Raw genomic sequence first — 17,306 nt, forward strand, 5'->3', positions numbered from 1 at the left:
GGGCGCCCGCCTGCCGTACCCCCTGGTCCCGGGGGTGCGGCAGGCGGGCGTCACACCGGCCGGTGCATGCCGGCCGAGTCCGGGGCCGTCCCGACGAACCCGTACGTGGCGTGGAGCCGGTGGGCCTCCCCGTCGGCGATCAGCGGGACATGGGCGCCCTCGGGATCGCGCTCCTCCAGCTCGCCGGTCAACCGTGCCATGATCCGCCCGCCCGGGCCGCGTCCCTGCTGGGCGGGGAGCACGCAGACGTCGGCGCTCCGGAACACCACCCCGCCGTCCAGCGGACCGCTCCCGCCAACCCTCGCGTTACGGTGGGGCAATGAGCTACCGCCACCCCGCCCGCGAGCAGATCCGGATCGAGCACGTCCTGACCGCCCTCGGCAACCCGGTCCGCCTCTCCGCCGTCCGCGTCCTCGACGGCGGCGGGTCGCACAACTGCGGAAGCGTGCTCACCGCGATCGGCGTCACCGCCAAGTCCACGATGACGCACCACTGGCGGGTGCTGCGCGACAGCGGCGTCATCCACCAGCAGCCCTCCGGCCGGGAGAACCTGCTGCGGCTGCGCCGCGAGGACCTCGACGCCCGCTACCCGGGCCTGCTCGACGCCGTCCTGTCCGGCGCCCGCGAGGACGAGCGGCAGGACCCCGCCGGCGGGTGACGCCGAACGGGTCCGGGGCCAACGGGTCCGGGGCCAACAGGTCCGGGGCGAACGGCGTGTCCACCGTCCGCTCCGGACCCGTTCCACCCGTGTCAGTACCGGGTGGTGATGGTGACGCCGCTGAAGGCGGTCTTGCCGTAGAGGCTGATGAAGCGGTAGCCCTCGGTGGTGTTGGTGACGGTCAGGGTCTGGGTGGTGCCGCTGCTGGTGGAGGCGGCCGTGTAGGAGGTGTTGGTGGCCCAGCGGTCGGCGTTGTAGTAGAGGTGGGCCGTGCCGGTGCCGCCGGAGGTGGAGACGGTGAGGGTGGTGGTGCCGGCCGGGAGGTAGATGTAGAGCTGGTCGAGGCTGCCGGCCTCGGCGGAGCGGCCGGTGCGGTAGCAGTTGTAGTCCATCGCCCGGGCGTCGGAGTTGGTGCAGGCCGCGGGCGCGGCGGGCGCGGTGACGGTGACGGACTTGCTCGCGGTGGCGGTCTTGCCGTTGCTGTCCGTGACGGTCAGCGTGACCGTGTAGGTGCCGGGGGCGCGGTACGACTTGGACGGGGAGGCCGTCGTGGAGGTGGTGCCGTCGCCGAAGTTCCAGGACCGGGCGGTGATGCTGCCCTTGCCGTCGATCTCGGTGGAACGGTCGGTCAGCTGGACGTTGAGGTCGCGGACCGTGGCGTCGAACGCAGCCTTCGGGGTTCCCGCGCTCAGGCAGAGGTCGGTGGCGCAGGCGTCGAGCCAACTGGTGAAGCCGGCGTCGTAGCGGGTGCCGATGGAATTGTAGTAGGCGTAGCCCTGCGCGTAGTTGCCGGTGCGGAAGTAATAGAGCATGGCCTGGATGACGCTCGGGTACCGCTCGATCATGTAGCGGGTGGCGAGGTAGCCCCAGTGGTAGGTGCGGACGACGTCGCTGTTGAGGTAGGTGCTCTGGAAGAGGGTGCTGAGCGCGTAGGTGTGCTTGGGGGCCTGGGCCACCGCGCCGTTGTCGGTGATGCCGCGGTAGGTGTAGGAGACGTACTCGGCGACGCCCTCCAGCCACCACAGGTTGGGCACGCTGATCTGGTCGTAGAAGTCGCCCTTGAAGTCGTAGCGGGCGTCCAGGGCGTGGGCGTACTCGTGGTTGAGGTTCCAGATCCGGGCGGTGAAGCCGTTCTCCTGCGGGTGCCGGTACATGATCGAGAGGGGCAGGTTGGCGGGGTCCTTCGGGTCGCCGGTGAGGGTGATGCCGCCGTTGCTGGTGTTCGCGCCGTAGATCGGGCCGGCGTACGTCCGGTAGTCGGCCTGGCTCGCGAAGACCACGAGTTGCACGGACGACTGGTACTGGCCGGGGACGGGGCCGTTGTCGCGGACCAGGTTGTGGAAGAACGCGTCCTCGCCCTTGAGATCGGCGCAGACGGCGGCGAGTTCGGCCGCGGTGAGGTCCTGGGCCCGGAGGGTGAGGGTGGGGCCGCAGACGTGGGTGGTCGGCAGGACCGCCTCGGTCAGGCGGCGGGGCAGGTCGCAGACGCCGTAGAAGGAGCACTGGCCCTCGTCGAAGTACGAGGCCGTGTAGGCGGCACCGACCCACAGCGGGGAGGTGGGGCCGGTCATCGACGAACTGTCGAGCAGGCCCTTGACCAGCGGGCGGACCTTGGCCTGGAGGGCCGGGTACTTGACGAAACGGGCCAGTTCGATGCCGGCGCCGGACTCCAGGTAGTAGCTGTCCGTGCCGAGCAGGTCCCGGTGGTCGCGGGCGAACGCGGCGAGGGTGTCGATGATGCCCGGGTCCGCGGCGACGGCGGCGCCGAAGGCCTTGTTCTGGTGGCCGCGGTCCAACGGGACGAAGGCGCTGTTGACGAAGTTGAGCAGCTTCTTGGAGGTGTTGTACGAGCTGTTGTAGCCGGCCAGCACCTGCCGGTAGGTGTTCAGGTAACGGTGCTGCAGGTCGGCGCTGTCGGTGAGGATGAGGACCTCGGCCGCTACCGGGGCGTTCGCGTCGGTGGCGTCCGCGAAGTGCGGGCCGGCCACGAACGTGTCGATGCCGCGCGCCACCGCGTCGGTGAGCGAGGAGTCGTAGGTGCCGACGCGGGTGGGGTCCTTCTCGTGCACGTAGTAGCCCGCGCGCAGGTACAGGACGACCTGCCAGGTACCGGCGGAGTTGTCGCCGGGGTAGGAGGCGGCGGCGCTCTGGAAGGCCTCGGCCATCGTGGTCATCTGGCTCTGGCGGAACACGCCCGAGGCGTACGGGCTTCCGGCGATCAGGAACAGCGAGCCGATGCACTCGGGCGTCGAGGCCTTGACGTAGGAGACCAGGGCGGCCCCGGACCGGCCGGCGAAGTCGGCCGGGGTGCACGACGCGGCGGCGGCCGAATCCGCCGCCGGAGAGCGCTGTGCGGCCAGGGACGCGCCGGTCCCCGACGGCGCCGTCCCGGACGCGCTCGGCGGGGCGATCGGTGACAGCTGCTCGGCCGGGAGCCGGCGGGACTGCGGCACCCCGGGGCTCTCGGGGTCGGTGAACGGACTGCCCGTCACCCCCCGTGAACCGTCGGGCGCCTGGTACGGGCTCGCGGCGACCGGCACCGCAGTGGGGGCGGGAGTGGCGGCCTGGCTCGGTCCGGCGGATATGCCGAGCAGGGCGGTGCCTGCCGCGGCGACTGCGGCCAGCAGCCTGGGCATGCGTGAGAGCGGACGCATCGTCATTCCTTCGTGGGGGAAGTGGAAACGAATGGGATCGGATGTGGGGGCGGGGGAGGCATCCGAAGCGCGAGACGCACCGTCTCACAAGACAGACCGCACATCAATAGCCTGTGACATGTCACAGGCATATCGATTGCGGGCCCCGGACGGCGCGAATGGTCCGGGCCCGGACCGGCCGGACCGGGCCCGGACCGGCCCCGGCAAGACGCGTCGGAAAAAGTTGACGCGTCGGAAATCTCCGACGTACGGTCGTGGCATGCCGACCGACGTGTTCGGCGTGCTGGCGAACCCGGTACGCCGCAGACTGCTGGAGTCCCTGCGCGACGGCCCCCGCCCCACGGGCGAGCTGGCCGGGATGTTCGAGCTGAGCAGACCGGCGGTCTCCGAGCACCTGGCGGTGCTGAAGGCCGCCGGTCTGGTCCGCGAGGAGGCGCGCGGGCGACACCGCTTCTACCACCTCGAACCCGCCCCGCTCGCCGAGGTCGGACGGTGGCTGCACCCGTTCGAGCACTACTGGAACCAGCGACTGAAGGCGCTGGCCGACCACCTGGACCGTCAGGACCATCAGGACCAGCCGGCCGACCCGCACCCCCCGGACCGCCCGGACCGTCCCGACAAGGAGAAGAGCCCATGACCGAGAACGCCGTGATCCGCTGCGAACGGTTCCTGCCCCACCCGCCCGCCGAGGTCTGGACCGCCCTCACCGACCCCGACGCGCTCGCCCGCTGGTGGGCGCCCGGCGACATCGCGCCCGTCGTCGGCCACCGCTTCACCCTCGACATGGGCAACTGGGGCAAGCAGCCGTGCGAGGTCACCGCCATGGAGCCGGGACGCCTGCTGAGCTACCGCTTCGCCGAAGGCTCGCTGGACACCGTGATCACCTGGCGCCTCGCACCCGAGGGCACCGGCACCCGCCTCTTCCTGGAGCACGCCGGCTTCGACCTCGACTCCCCCCTCGGCCGGCAGGCCTACGACGGCATGGGCGAGGGCTGGCCGCACGTCCTGGCGCGCCTCGACGCCGTACTGTCCGGAGAATGACCGCGCCGGGCCCGGGTCAAGCCCCTCCGCGATGATTCGACCTGCCGCCGTCTCCGCCGCCGGCGCCCGGCGATGACCCCCGAAGGAGGAGGCGCGGGGCGTGCGGCGGCTGCGATCGTGGTGCCGACGGCCCGGGCCGCCGGGCCGGAAGGGGCGGGCACCATGACCATCGTTCAGGCTCGGACACCGCACCGGCGCGGCCGGCTGGGCACGCGGCTCGCCGCCGTCGCCCTGGCCGGGGCCACCGTCGTCGCGCTCGCCCCGACGGCGGCGGTGGCCGCGGACACCTCGGCCCTCGGGACCGGGTCCGCGGCCGACCGCCGCCCCCGCGTCGACGGCCGGCAGGAGCTGCGGGACCTCGTGGAGCACGGCGGGATGACCGCCGCACTCGCGGAGATCCGCATCGCCGGCCGCTCCCCCTGGCGGGGCGCCGCCGGGACCGCCGACCTGGCCACCGGGCAGCCGGCCAGGCCGGACGGCCGGTTCCGGATCGGCAGCGTCACCAAGACCTTCGTCTCGACGACCCTCCTGCAGCTGGTCGGCGAGGGGCGGGTACGGCTGGACGACCCCGTCGAGCAGTACCTGCCGGGGGTCGTCCCGAACGGCGCGGCGATCACCGTCCGGCAGCTGCTGAACCACACCAGCGGCCTGTTCAACCACACCGAGGACGAGCGGTTCCTGATCACGGACGAGGCCGACCTCCAGGACTACGCGTACGGGACGTGGCGGTACCGGGACTACCGCCCGCAGCAGTTGGTCGCGGTCTCCGCCGAGCACCCGCCGTACTTCGCCCCCGGGCAGGGCTGGCACTACTCCAACACCAACTACGTGCTCGCCGGGATGATCATCCAGAAGGTCACCGGCCGGACCTGGCAGCGCGAGGTCGAGCGCCGGATCGTCCGGCCCCTGCACCTGGAGGACACGGTGTTCCCGGGCTCGGAGACCGGCCTCGGCGGCCCGCACGCCCACGTGTACCTCGACATGCCGGCGGGCCCCGCCGACGTCACCCGGCTCGACCCCAGCCTCGTGGACGCCGCCGGCAACGGCATCTCCACCACCTCCGACCTCGACCGCTTCCACGCCGCCCTGTTCGGCGGCAAGCTGCTGCGCCCGGCCGAGATGGCCGCGCTCACGGACACGGTGCCGACCACACCGGGCGGCGGCCAGTACGGGCTCGGCGTGCTCCGGCTCGACCTCGGCCAGGGCTGCGAGCCGGCCTGGGGCCACGACGGCAGCCTCGCCGGCTGGGGCACCCTGCTGCTCGGCAGCCGCGACGGACGCCGGCAGTTCGCCCTGTCCTACAACCCGTTCATCGGCAGGGACACCTCGGCGAGCGGCCAGGCGATCGGCTCACTGATCACCAAGACCCTGTGCGACCCGCTGCCGACGGGCACCAACACCTTCGCGGCACCGACCCCTCCGCCCCTCCCCCTCACCGGCCCCGACCTCGCCGTCGGGACCACCCACTGACCCCGGCCGGCCGGCCGGGAATTCGGATGTCCTGAGGGCGATTCCGTGCGAGCATCGGCAGATGCCGGAACCGCAGCCGCTCGGCGCTGTCGCCCTCCACCCGCACGAGGACGTGATCCTCGCCCGGGCGGTGCGGACCTGCGCAGGCAATCCGTCGCAGTGGGACACCTGGACGACCAGCGGCCAGTACCCGTACCTGCGCCACCGGTCCGGCGAGGGAACCGTCGAACAGCATCCGAGCGAGGACGTCGACACCTGGGACGGCGCGGAGTCGAGGCTCCTGACCCACTGGAACGACGGAACCGGCGGCGGTCGGATCGACCTCGCCGGCTTCCTCGTCCTGGCCGGCCTGCGCCTGGCACCGGGCACCGCGGCCGGATGAGGGGTGGCATGTTGTTCGGGTCGCGGGCCGGGTTCGGTTTGGAGTTCCACGTCGAACGGGACCCGGATCTGCTGTGCGTCGACGTCTTCGTGGGCGGGCTCCGGGTGAACACCTGGGACAACGCGTTCTACCCGCCGTTGCTGGTCAAGAAGCTCAAGGACGAGCTCGCTCGGTTCCGTACGCCGACCGCGCGGCCGGTGGAGTTCACCTCGCCCGCCGAATCCTTTCGCCTCGCCGAGAGCTGGATGTACGAGGAGGACACCGGGACCGACCCTGCTGCCGGGGAGGCGCTCGCCCGGTACGAGTTCCTGGAGTGGGGCGAGTGCACCGACCAGGTGACCGCGCTCGCGTTCCCGGACGGGGACCGCTTGCACCTCGTCTGCCGGGTACGCGACGCGGGCGGTCCCGTCCGGGACACCGAGCCGGTGGTGGCGCCGGTGAGCCGGACGGCGCTCGTCGACACCCTGGAGCGCGCTCTCGCCGTCGCCGAACGCGAGTGGTCCGCCCGGCTCGCCGCCATCCAGGGCCGCGGTGACACGCGCGACGGCGGCGACGTGTCCGGCGTGCGATCTCCCTAGGGCGCGGCTCACACTACGCCGCGCCACCCGCACCGGGGCGGCCGCACTGTCACAGGACGGTCCCCGCTCGGTGAACGGAACCCGATCGCCGTTCCCAACTACAGCTCGTAGCAGCATTCTTGGGCTGTCGCCCGGACGTCACGGACCCGTCCGGGCCGGGACGTAGGGGGACGGATGAGATCGGTGACGGTCATCGGCGCCGCCACGGTGCCGGACGAAGCACGACCCGCGTGGATGGGGACGGTGATCCGGGGCGGGCAGCACGTCGCCGACGCGCTCGGCATCCCCGCCCATCTGACCACCATGGACCCGGACACCGCCTTCGGTGTGATCGCCATGCCGGTCCTGCTGGCGCTCATCGTCCTGGGCGTCCAGGCCGGGCCCATCGCGCGCGCCGTCATCTCCCGGGACTTCTGGGACGACACCGGCCGCCTGCTCGGCGTGGCGCAGTTGCTGCTGCTCCTGCTGGCCTACGCGTTCGGGGCGGGAGGGCAGTCCCGTTCGTTCGGCGCCGCCGTCGGGGACATCCTCTCCGGGCAACTGCCGGACCTGCTGCCGATGGCCGTCGCGACCCAGCGGTTGCTGCTCTCGGTGCTCTGGCTGGTGGTGGGCGCGTCCGCCGGGGTCGGCCGCCCGGATCTGGCCGCCCCGTTCGACGCCGTGCGCGGCATGGCCCTGATCGCGGTCTTCGTCGTGGTGTTCACCGCCGCCTGGATGGCGCCGCCCAGCGGCGAGGGGCCCGCCGGCCGGCTGCCCGCCGTGGGAGCGGTCGGCGCCGTCCTCCTCGTCTTCGGCTACCTCAGCGCCGTCAGCCGCGGACACGGGCTGCGGCCGCACGTCCTGCGGCGGCGCCGCGAGGCCCTGGAGCACAGCTTCCGGAGGCGCGGCGAGGGGCCGCGGCAGGGCCAGGAGCCCCGGCCCGAGGACGAGTTGATCGACGCACTGCTCGCTCTGCCGCAGCACCGGTCCGCGCCGGTGGCGGCGAACATCTGGCGCCCCGCTCCGGCCCTGGTCCTGCGGATGTGCCTGCTCTGGGCCGCGCTGTTCGGTGTGCCCGCCGCAGTCGTCACCTGGATCTTCAGCACCGGACACTTCCCCCCGCCCGACCTCCCGGGCGTGCTGCGCGTCGAGCTGGCCGTCCTGTCCGTCATGGTGCTGATGATGGTGTTCTCGTTCCGGCGCAACCTCGACGGCCGGGTCCGGGTCTCCCCGGCGGTGCCCCGGCTGATCGACCTCAGTCTGCTGCTCTCGGTCGGCTGGCTGGGCCTGTCCGGCGCCTTGAGCTCCCCGGTGACCCTCGGCCCGCTGCCGGCCTGGGCGGTGGCACTGGGGCCGCCCCTGCTGATCGCCTCCCTGGTACTCCTCCTCGGCGTCCTCCCCCACCGCCGGCAGACCCCCCGGCTGCCGCTCGCCCTGACCATCGCCGTGCTCGCGGGACCCCTCGTCCTCCCCCTGCGGTCGGTCCTCCACCACCTGCTGGGCGGAATCGTGCACGTCCTCTGGTAGCTGACACCATGGCCCCATGGATGCATTGGACTTCGGCGAGCTTGTCGTGCGTCGCGCCCTGGAGCCGGAGGCGGACGCGCTGGCCGGCATCGACTCGGTCGCGGTTGAAGGTGACGAGGAGCGCGTGGCGAGTATCCGGAGGTGGTGCCGGAAGGGTCGGGCGGTCGTAGCGGAGGATACGTCCGGCCTGCTCGGCTACTGCGTAACGGAATACACGTTCTTCGACCAGGGCTTCGTCACGATGCTGATGGTCGCACCGCCCGCTCGTGGCCGAGGCGTCGGCCGGCGGTTGCTGGACGTCGCCGCGGCCGCCTGCAGAACCGAGAAGTTGTTCACCTCGACCAACGTCTCCAACCAGCCGATGCAGCGGCTCCTGCGACAAGCCGGGTGGAGACCGGTCGGCCTTCTCCATGGACTCGACGAGGGTGACCCCGAACTGTTCTACCTCTGCCGGACACCGACCAGAACGGCGCACCCGTGACCCGCGACATGACGGCGGCCCGGACCCCGGGCCCCAAAGCAGCGGCAGGCCTTGGGGCCCGACGTCGCGGGCGCGGGCTGCGCGGCTACCAGGCGGCCCCGGCGGGCTGGCGGGTGGTGGCGTTGACGCGGTTGAAGAAGTTGGTGAGGCTGATCCAGAGGACCAGGGAGGCGAGCTGCTTCTCGTCGAAGTGGGCGGCGGCCGCGTTCCAGACGTCGTCCGGGACGACGGCCCGGTCCGCGAGCCGGGTCACGTGCTCGGAGAGTTCGAGCGCGGCCCGCTCGGCGTCGGTGAAGAACGGCGCCTCCCGCCACGCCGCCACCGCGTGCAGCCGCTCGTCGCTCTCGCCGCTCCTCTTGGCACTGGTGATGCCGGCGACCACGCAGTAGCTGCACCCGTTGATCTGGCTGGCCCGCAGGTGCACGAGTTCGAGGACACTCTCCGGCACGCCGCCCTTCTTGGCGGCCTTGACGACACCGAGGATCGCCGGCATCGCCTCGGGGATCACGACCGCCGGGTTGGCCATACGCGCGTCGTTCATGGGGGACCTCTTCCGTTCGGGTTCCTGTTCGGTCACTTCACTGACGGAACCCGGCGGGGAAGTGTGACAACTACAGCGCGAGGTGATCGAACTCCCCGGCCTTGAGGGCGAGCAGGAGGGCCCGGAGCCCCGCCGGAGTGGTGGAGAGAATGGTGCCGGGCTCGACCGATGAGCGCACGCGACTTCGCCGGACTGAGCGCGCTGGATTCCAGCCGGTCCAGCACATTCGATACTTCACCAGGTGCGCGCAGGAGTCGAGGAACTCGGATCCGTGCTCCGTGTCGAGCTGGACGCTGTCGAGTTGGGGCACGGCAGCCGAGAAGTAGACGATCGGCTGGGCAGACCCGGGAACGCATCACTCGTAGTCGTTCCATCCCGCCGAGCGGGCGAGCTGTTCCCAGGTCGGCCAGGTCCCACCGGTCGCCTGCCGGACGAGTTCGCCCTGCATCGTGAACGGCGGTGCCTTCCGGGGGTTTTCGAGGGCCTGGCCGACGATGGCGTCGTGCAGGACCGCCGCCGCCTGCAACCTCGGCAGCGTCCGGTGGACGCGGTCCGCGTAGCCGGGCGGGAGCTTCTGCGGACCGCCGCCGAGGTCGAAGCCCGCGCCCAGGGCGACGAGGGCGATCTCCGGGCGTTTGCGCTCGGCGATCTCGCGGTCCATGTGGAGGGCGATCGCGTCCCACACCACCTCCGTGCGGTCCGCCGCCACGCCCTCCCCCGTCAGGAAGCGCACGGCCAGGTCGGCGCCGTCCAGTTCGAACCGCTGGTCGCCGTTGCCCTCCGTGCTCAGCCCGCAGTCGTGCAGGACGCAGCCCAGGAACAGCAGTTCGTCGTCGTAGTCCTGGTCCGGGCGCAGGCCGCGCCGCTCGCCGAGGAGGCGTCCGTAGAGGTACGTCCGCACGCTGTGGTGGAACAGCGCGGCCGGCAGCAGTCCCTGCGCATAGCTCAGCGTCCGCCGCGCGAGATCGGTGGCGGGGAGAGCAAACGGGTCGTCGGTCATGGGGTGGTGCTCCGTTCTCCCGCTGTGAGCAGCAGATGGACAAGGGCAACGAGCGCCAGGGCAGCGGCGGTCGCGAACCCCGGCCGGGCCGTCAGGCCGCCGATCAGCGTACCCGCGCCGATGCCCACGTAGATCGCCGAGGAGTTCAGCGCGACCACCAGCGGCGCCTCCCCCGGCGCCGCCGCGATGAGCCGGTGCTGCTGCGGGGGCGTCTGGCACCAACTTCCCGCTCCCCAGGCCATCGTGAGCAGTCCGACCAGCACCGGTCCCCGCACGCCGGTCGCGGCCAACGCGCCCAGGCCGGCGAGGCCTCCCGCCATCACCGCATAGCCGACCGCCAGCACCCGCACGCCGCCCACGCGGTCCGTCGCCAGGCCGGCCGCGAGGTTGCCGATCACCGCGCCGACGCCGTACAGGGCCAGCGCCCACACCGTGCCCCCGGCCGTCAGGCCGACCGTCGCCAGGGCGGGCACGCTGTACGCGTACACCGTGTATGCCGCCGCCATGCCGAGGACGGTCAGCGGCAGGATCGCCCGCACCGCCGGGTGGCGCAGCACGGCGAGGCGTTCGCGCAGCGCCACCGGCGGGCTGCCCGGCAGGTGCGGCAGCCGGACCGCGACCGCCGCCGCGACCAGCACCGCGAGCCCCGCCACCGCGCCGAGCGCCCAGCGCCACCCCGTCCACTGGCCGGCCAGGCCGCCCAGCGGCACGCCCAGGGCGGTGGCCACGGTCAGCCCGCCCACCACCACCGCCAACGCCCGGGCCCGCTGCTCGGGGCGGACCAGGAAGGCGGCGACGGCGCCCGCGTTGGGGGTGAACGCCGCCGCGGCGGCCGCGGCGGCCACCCGGGTGGCCAGCAGGACGGCGAAGTCCGGCGCGAGCGCGGAGGCGAGGTTGGCCGCGCCGAGGCCGAGCAGCGCGCCGACCAGCAGGCGGCGGCGCGGCAGCCGGGCGGTCAGGGTGGCCAGCACGGGCGAGAGCAGCGCGTACGCGGCGGCGAAGACGGTGACGGCCTGCCCCGCGGTGGCGGTGGAGACGCCGAGGTCGGCGGCGAGTTCGGGCAGGAAGCCGGCCACCACGAAGGCGTCGGTGCCGACGGCGAAGGTGCCCAGCGCCAGCACCGGCACCATCCTTAACGAGACATCAGACATCCCGATTCCCCTCCCGGAAAAGGCCCGGCCGCCCGGCCGGGCCGTGATCATGTGCGCCGTCAGGACCCGAGGCGCTCGTGGTACCGGCGGATCCGGTCGGGAGCACCGGCCGGGCTCGCGGCGAGCAGGTCGGCGATCGTCTGCGCCGCCAACTCCCGCCGCCAGGCGAGTTCGGCGCGCCGCATCGCCCCCGCGACGCCGCACGGCTTGGCGAACTCCCCCGCCCGCGCCTCGACGCCCGCACCCCGCTGCCGGATCTCGGTGCAGCGGAACGCCTCGGTGGTCCCCTCGACGGCCGCGACGACGTCCATCAACGTGATCCGCTCGGGCGCTCGCCCCAGCCGGTACCCGCCCCGCGCACCCGCCACCGAGGCGAGCACCCCGGCCCGGACCAGCGGCTGCAGCCGCTTCTTCAGGTACACCGGAGGCAGCTCGAAGATCTCCGCCAACCGCCCGGCCGGAATCGGCGCCCGCTCCTCGAGCCACGCCAACGCCAGGCAGCAGTGCAGCCCCCACTCCACGCCTTCACCCATCAGCACAATCGGGATACTACATGTCTCGATAGCAGGCCCCGCGCCGGCCCCGGGGACGGCGGTCGTGCGAGCTTCGTCCACGTCGACGAGAGACGCGACCTCCTGATTTTCAATAATCAGCGGTAGAATCGCCGTAAAGCGGCCGGCGCCTGGCGCAACATGGCGTGCCGCACCTTGATCTCCACGCCCGAACAGGCCGTAGCCGGCGGAATACTTCCAGCTAGAGATCTCATCATGACTGACTCGTTCGACGATGGCAGCGAAATTCCGCGCGAGTTCACCACAGCGTACTGGACCGAGCACGCAGCATTACGGCCGAAGCGCATGGGAGCGGTCCCGTCCTCCCCGTGGCTGGCAGTAGGCTCGGTGATTACCCGACCCCTCCAGGAGCGCATGAGGCAGGCCGAATCCGAGCCGATCGGCGTGCTTTTCGAACTCAATCGCAACTATTCGAAGGGCCTGGATCAGGCCCTCGAACTCGCCATGCATTTTGTAGGACAAAACTCTGCCAGTGCGGTTCAGCAGTTCGGCCCCTACCTGGCCGCGGCTCTCACCAAGAAGGATATCAATGAGTTTGCCAGGGTGGACCTGGATCAAATCCACAAATCAGATTGCCCGCACACTTCGACGGGACAGGACCCCTGCGGTCCGGTCAAGGGCATCTGGCCGAATTTCGAAGTGCACGCATTGATCCACAGAACTGCGATCACGACGAAAAGTGCGGCAGCGCAGCGGACTTTCGGGGCCCGTGGAGCAGGAATCACCTGGGCGGTGGTCGACTCGGGAATCGACGCCCGGCATCCCCATTTCGACCTGCACGCGAACGCGAACATCTCCGACACGTCGCACTGGAGCTATTTCGGCCCCGGAGACAGTCCCCTCACCGACGAGGCCGGGCACGGTACCCACGTCGCCGGGATCATTGCCGGAGAGAATTCCAGTGTCGTCGCCTCCCGCTCTCGCGTGACCGGTGCCGAGAGCCCGGATGGATTCCGACTGGACGCCTGGCAGGAAAATATCGACTCGATCAGCGGAATGGCTCCGGAATGCTCGCTCGTTTCCCTGAAGATTCTCGACAGCAACCAGTCGGGCGACCTGATCGCCCTGACGAAAGCTCTGCACCACCTGCGTCAAATCGTCTCGAAGGGCGGCCCCGACCTACCGGTCCACGGCGTGAACGTCTCGGTGGGATTCCCGGTCAACCCGCAGTGGTACGGAACCGGGCAGACACCGGCATGCCGCGAGGTCGACGAACTCGTCCGACTGGGCCTGGTCGTGGTGGCCGCGGCCGGTAACACGGGGTTCGGTTTCGCCCAGAGCTTCAGGCGCGACGAACTGTTCGAGGCCGGTTTCGCGCAGACCATCAATGATCCCGGGAACGCCGCAGGCGCCATCACCGTCGGCTCGACATCCACCAACCCGTATCGCACCGGTGTTTCCTACTTCTCGTCCAAGGGACCGACCGGTGACGGTCGCCTGAAGCCGGACCTCGTCGCGCCGGGAGAGCGTGTCGTGAGTGCCGCTTCCGGAAGGATCCGGGAAGCAGCCGGCGGGGATCACGTCCTCTATGCGGAGGACTCCGGAACCTCCATGGCCGCGCCCCATGTTTCCGGAATCGCCGCCGCCTTCCTGTCGACGCACCGGGAGTTCATCGGAAGGCCGGAAGAAGTCAAACGCATACTTCTCGAATCTGCGGTCGATCTGGGCCGGGCACGCGATTTCCAGGGCCGCGGACTGGTGGACGCCATGAGCGCCATCCAGTCGGTATGACGGGGTGGAGGCATCATGTGCTGGGCATTTCCCACCACGGAGGTGGAGCTCCGGAAGAACGGGGAGGTCCATGACCGGCATCAGTTGGAGGCCGCCGTAGCTCTCGCCAAGGGCGCGCCCGACGTGCTCGTGGTCGTACACGGCTGGCTGAGCGACAAGACGCAGGCGAGGACCAGGACCAGGGAACTCACCGCGAACATCAAGGCGGTGGCCGCAGAGCGCACGCGCGGCCTCGTGGTGGTCAACCTGTTGTGGCCTTCCACGCAGTGGGTGTCCGAAGCCGATTTGGCCGGGGGCGGAGCCTCGACGGAGGCCGCCGCCCGAGAACTGCGGGAGCACATCAAGGAAGATGTCGACGACGAGGACGTCCGGACGGACCTCCTCGAACAGGCCGGGAAACTGGAGGAGGCAGAAGCCAGAGTCGCGTTCGTCGATGCCCTGCGCGGACTTGTGCCCGGGGACGACGATGACGACTCCTGCCTCTTCGAAGCGTCCTTCGGCCGCGACCAGGACGAACTGTTCCAGCGGGCAGCCGCGTTCAGGCCGAACCGGCTGAGGGGAACGCCCAGGGGCGGAGGCGCGGCGAACGACCCGTCAGGAGTCCCCGGGCCGTGGCCCGGGCGAAGCGGTCCGTCGACCGGAGAAGGGGCGGCGATGGGCGTGGCCGGCCTCCGGCGTCCGTTCGCCGAGGGCGCGCTTCACCTGCTGAACCTCACGACGTACTACCGCATGCGGGAGCGCACAACGCACATCGGACGCGTCGGTGCAGCCGAGGTCCTGAGGAGACTGGGAACGCCGAACGGCCGTCGCCTCCATCTGGTCGGCCACTCCATGGGGGCCCGGGTCATTTCGGTGACGGTCACCGAGGCACGTTCTCCGCAAGTGTCTTCCATGGTCCTGCTGCAGGGAGCGTTCAGCCACTTCGGATTCGCCGAGACCTACGACGGCTCGAAGAGGTCCGGACTGTTTCGTCCGGTACTGACCGGCGACCGCCTGATCGGACCGCTGCTGGTCACCCACACCAGGAACGACTCCGCGGTGAAGTGGCCGTATCTCCTCGCGTCCACTCTTGCCCAGCAGGTGGCGGCCGGTGGTGTCCTCGGAACGGGAGGGAGGTACGGCGCCATCGGGAGCAACGGCGCACGGGGGACCCCGGAGAGTCACGACGGGGAATTGCGGAGCGTCGGCCACCCGTACCGCTTCCTGCCGCGTATGGCCCACAATCTCCGCTCCGACGGCTACATCACGTCCCACAGCGACGTCAGCGGTCCAGAAGTGGCCGACGCGATAGCGGCTGCCGCGTTCGGTCCGCCCCACGGTGGGCACCACTGAATCCCGCACCGGCCGAACGGCGGTCAGGTGTCGTCGGCGACGGCCAGGGTGTCGGTGATCGGGCGGGTGGGGCACTCGGCCGCCCCGCCCCGGTCGTCAGCCGACCCCCGGTCCCAGTAGTTGACCCAGAGGTCAAGTACTCACTACGGTGACGCCATGGGCAGGCCGAAGAGCTTTGAACCGGACGTGGTCGTCGCGCGGGCGATGGAGACGTTCTGGACCAAGGGCTACGCCGGCACCTCGCCGGCCGATCTGGCCGAGGCGACCGGGGTGGCCAAGGGGAGCCTCTACCACTCCTTCGGCTCCAAGCGTGAACTGTTCGCCAAGGCGCTGGAGCTCTACGGGCGGACGGGCACGGCGGCGACCGAGGAGTTCCTCTCCCGGCCGGGCACGGCCAGGGAGCGGATCCGCGCGCACTTCGCGCGGCTCGTGGACGCCGACCTCGACGGGCCCGTCCGGCGCGGGTGCCTGGCCCAGAACACGGTCGAGGAGCTCGGCGGACGCGACGAGGAGGCCACCCGCGCGGTGCACCGCATCGAGGAGCGCATGATCGAGCTGTTCGCGGCCCGCATCGAGCAGGGGCAGCGGGACGGCGACGTCGACCGAGGCATCGACGCCAAGGCACAGGCGCTGCTCCTCCAGACCACCCTTGCGGGGCTGCGGGTCATGGCGAGGACCTTCGACCGGCCGGTCCTGCACCGGATCATCGACACCGCCGTGGCGGGCCTCTGAGAGACGGCATCCAGGGCGGTGCCGGTTTTCTGCGCCCTAATTTTTGACCCACAGTTCAAGAATCACCGACCGAGAGGGAGAGACCATGGACCTCGGCATCAGCGGAAGGACCGCACTGGTCACCGGAGCGAGCCGCGGCATCGGCCTCGCGATCGCGCGGACCCTGACCGCGGAGGGCGTCAGGGTGGTGGGGGCCGCCCGGACGATCACCGCCGAGCTGGAACAGGCCACCAGCGCGGCCGTGGCCGTCGACCTGAGCACGCGTGAGGGCGCGCGGTCGGTCGTCGACGAGGCGCTCGCCGCCGTCGGCGGGATCGACTTCCTCGTCAACAACGTCGGGGCGGGCGACCCGGAACAGCTGTCCCTCGACGGGTTCCTGGACGTCGGCGACGAGCAGTGGCAGGGCGTCTTCGACCTCAACCTGTTCAGCGCGGTGTGGACCACCAGGGCGGCGCTGCCGAGCATCCTGGAGCGCCGGGGCGCGATCGTGAACATCTCCTCGATCAACGCCCGTACGCCCACCGGTTCGCCGGTCGGCTACGCGGAGGCCAAGGCCGCGCTGACCCAGTTCGGCAAGCGGCTCAGCGAGGAGCTGGCGCCGCGCGGGGTCCGGGTGAACACCGTCTCCCCCGGCCCCACCGCCACTCCGCAGTGGACCGACCCGGACCGCCTCGCCGGCACCGTGGCCGCCGCGAGCGGGGTGAGCCACGCCGAGCTGCTGGCGGACCTCCCCGGGCGGTTCGCCATCGCCTCGGGGCGGCTCACCGAACCCGGGGAGGTGGCGGACCTGGTCGCCTTCCTGCTGTCCGAGCGCGCCGCCAACATCCACGGCGCGGACCACGTCATCGACGGCGGGACCCTCAAGGCCGCCTGACGGCGGGTTCGGCGGGTTCGGCGGGTTCGGCGGTCAGTTGTCGTCGGTGACGGCCAGGGCGTCGGTGATCAGGCGGGTGGCGAACTCCTGGTCGTCGCCGACCATGCGGTTGATGTGCTCGGCGAGGATGACGGCGGTGGCTTCCAGGGGGTTCATCTCGGCGCGGGTCCAGTCGCCGTACTGGGCCCGCCAGAGGTTGGGGCTCAGCCCGGTGCCGGCGGCGATGAGGAGACCGGCCATGGTGGGGACGACCTCGCGGCGGAAGGTGTTGGGCATCATGCGCATCGTGGACACCAGGGTGGGCACCACGTGTTCGATGACGTCCTTGTCGTGCCGCTCGCACACCGTCCGCATCCAGTCCATGTACATGTAGATCAGCGTGCAGACGCCGTCCAGCAGGGCGTCCGCCTCCGCCGGGCCCATCGAGGCGGCGAACTCCTCGGCCAGCCGCTGCTGTTCGGGATCTGTGCCGGACTTGCCGTCGTAGATGGCCTTCAGCCGGGAGTCCATCACCAGCACGGCGGTGGCCACATCGCCGGCACGGGCGTAGGCGGGGTCACAGGGCGACGACACAGGAGTCCTCCTCAACCGGCCGCACTGGGT

The 17,306-nt window shown here is 71.2% G+C and carries 19 protein-coding genes; 12 read left to right on the plus strand and 7 right to left on the minus strand.

All coding sequences use genetic code 11. The features are described from left to right. Positions 1-50: 50 nt before the first annotated feature. Positions 51-269 (minus strand): GNAT family N-acetyltransferase, encoded by a 219-nt coding sequence (locus ABTX81_RS28465; RefSeq protein ID WP_350551188.1) that lies wholly within the window; start codon positions 267-269, stop codon positions 51-53. 50 nt (positions 270-319) lie between these two features. Here ABTX81_RS28465 and ABTX81_RS28470 point away from each other — a divergent pair, with 50 nt between their 5' ends. After that, a complete protein-coding gene (locus ABTX81_RS28470) occupies positions 320-658 on the plus strand; it encodes an ArsR/SmtB family transcription factor (protein WP_350551190.1) in 339 nt (112 codons plus the stop codon). A 92-nt stretch (positions 659-750) separates the two neighbouring features. Here ABTX81_RS28470 and ABTX81_RS28475 read toward each other — a convergent pair whose 3' ends face one another. After that, positions 751-3,294: a collagenase gene (locus tag ABTX81_RS28475; protein ID WP_350551193.1), complete on the minus strand. Its 2,544-nt coding sequence runs from the start codon at positions 3,292-3,294 to the stop codon at positions 751-753. 277 nt (positions 3,295-3,571) lie between these two features. On the opposite strand from ABTX81_RS28475, the gene ABTX81_RS28480 reads away from it, so the two are divergent. The 7 genes from ABTX81_RS28480 (at position 3,572) to ABTX81_RS28510 (ending at position 8,770) form a co-directional block, all read left to right on the plus strand. Further along, a complete protein-coding gene (locus tag ABTX81_RS28480; RefSeq protein ID WP_350551196.1) occupies positions 3,572-3,949 on the plus strand; it encodes an ArsR/SmtB family transcription factor in 378 nt (125 codons plus the stop codon). Beyond that, the gene (locus ABTX81_RS28485) at positions 3,946-4,353 is read left to right on the plus strand and encodes an SRPBCC family protein (RefSeq protein ID WP_350551199.1); all 408 of its coding nucleotides are present in this window, start codon (positions 3,946-3,948) and stop codon (positions 4,351-4,353) included. Before ABTX81_RS28480 ends, ABTX81_RS28485 begins: the two co-directional genes overlap by 4 nt. A gap of 162 nt (positions 4,354-4,515) precedes the next feature. Further along, complete coding sequence (locus ABTX81_RS28490) at positions 4,516-5,823, plus strand: serine hydrolase domain-containing protein (protein ID WP_350551201.1); 1,308 nt, start codon at positions 4,516-4,518, stop codon at positions 5,821-5,823. Positions 5,824-5,884: 61 nt separating this feature from the next. Continuing rightward, positions 5,885-6,205 carry a hypothetical protein gene (locus tag ABTX81_RS28495; RefSeq protein WP_350551203.1) on the plus strand — a complete coding sequence of 107 codons (321 nt, stop codon included), beginning with the start codon at positions 5,885-5,887 and terminating at the stop codon, positions 6,203-6,205. An 8-nt stretch (positions 6,206-6,213) separates the two neighbouring features. Continuing rightward, positions 6,214-6,783 carry a hypothetical protein gene (locus ABTX81_RS28500; RefSeq protein WP_350551206.1) on the plus strand — a complete coding sequence of 190 codons (570 nt, stop codon included), beginning with the start codon at positions 6,214-6,216 and terminating at the stop codon, positions 6,781-6,783. A gap of 174 nt (positions 6,784-6,957) precedes the next feature. Further along, positions 6,958-8,289, plus strand: coding sequence for a hypothetical protein (locus tag ABTX81_RS28505; RefSeq protein WP_350551209.1), 1,332 nt, complete (start codon positions 6,958-6,960; stop codon positions 8,287-8,289). A 16-nt stretch (positions 8,290-8,305) separates the two neighbouring features. After that, positions 8,306-8,770, plus strand: a complete 465-nt coding sequence (locus tag ABTX81_RS28510; RefSeq protein WP_350551212.1) for a GNAT family N-acetyltransferase — start codon at positions 8,306-8,308, stop codon at positions 8,768-8,770. A gap of 85 nt (positions 8,771-8,855) precedes the next feature. Here the strand turns inward: ABTX81_RS28510 and ABTX81_RS28515 are convergent, their stop codons facing one another. From ABTX81_RS28515 to ABTX81_RS28530, 4 genes are all read right to left on the minus strand, one after another. After that, a complete protein-coding gene (locus ABTX81_RS28515) occupies positions 8,856-9,311 on the minus strand; it encodes a carboxymuconolactone decarboxylase family protein (protein WP_350551215.1) in 456 nt (151 codons plus the stop codon). Between the two features lie 355 nt (positions 9,312-9,666). Beyond that, positions 9,667-10,311, minus strand: a complete 645-nt coding sequence (locus tag ABTX81_RS28520) for an HD domain-containing protein (protein WP_350551218.1) — start codon at positions 10,309-10,311, stop codon at positions 9,667-9,669. Beyond that, positions 10,308-11,462 (minus strand): MFS transporter, encoded by a 1,155-nt coding sequence (locus ABTX81_RS28525; RefSeq protein WP_350551222.1) that lies wholly within the window; start codon positions 11,460-11,462, stop codon positions 10,308-10,310. The genes ABTX81_RS28520 and ABTX81_RS28525 overlap by 4 nt, the downstream gene beginning before the upstream one ends. A 59-nt stretch (positions 11,463-11,521) precedes the next feature. Beyond that, positions 11,522-12,001 (minus strand): RrF2 family transcriptional regulator, encoded by a 480-nt coding sequence (locus ABTX81_RS28530; RefSeq protein ID WP_502892877.1) that lies wholly within the window; start codon positions 11,999-12,001, stop codon positions 11,522-11,524. A gap of 228 nt (positions 12,002-12,229) precedes the next feature. Between ABTX81_RS28530 and ABTX81_RS28535 the strand changes: the two genes are divergently transcribed. From ABTX81_RS28535 to ABTX81_RS28550, 4 genes are all read left to right on the plus strand, one after another. Continuing rightward, positions 12,230-13,765, plus strand: a complete 1,536-nt coding sequence (locus tag ABTX81_RS28535; protein ID WP_350551228.1) for a S8 family peptidase — start codon at positions 12,230-12,232, stop codon at positions 13,763-13,765. A 42-nt stretch (positions 13,766-13,807) separates the two neighbouring features. Further along, positions 13,808-15,097: an alpha/beta fold hydrolase gene (locus tag ABTX81_RS28540; protein WP_350551231.1), complete on the plus strand. Its 1,290-nt coding sequence runs from the start codon at positions 13,808-13,810 to the stop codon at positions 15,095-15,097. A 156-nt stretch (positions 15,098-15,253) separates the two neighbouring features. Then, positions 15,254-15,829, plus strand: coding sequence for a TetR/AcrR family transcriptional regulator (locus ABTX81_RS28545; RefSeq protein WP_350551232.1), 576 nt, complete (start codon positions 15,254-15,256; stop codon positions 15,827-15,829). An 85-nt stretch (positions 15,830-15,914) separates the two neighbouring features. Then, a complete protein-coding gene (locus tag ABTX81_RS28550) occupies positions 15,915-16,703 on the plus strand; it encodes an SDR family oxidoreductase (RefSeq protein WP_350551235.1) in 789 nt (262 codons plus the stop codon). Positions 16,704-16,736: 33 nt separating this feature from the next. Here the strand turns inward: ABTX81_RS28550 and ABTX81_RS28555 are convergent, their stop codons facing one another. Further along, complete coding sequence (locus tag ABTX81_RS28555; protein ID WP_350551237.1) at positions 16,737-17,276, minus strand: hypothetical protein; 540 nt, start codon at positions 17,274-17,276, stop codon at positions 16,737-16,739. Between the last annotated feature and the right edge of the window lie 30 nt (positions 17,277-17,306).

This window comes from Kitasatospora sp. NPDC097605, from assembly GCF_040302725.1.
In the GTDB taxonomy this organism is placed as follows: Bacteria; Actinomycetota; Actinomycetes; order Streptomycetales; family Streptomycetaceae; genus Kitasatospora.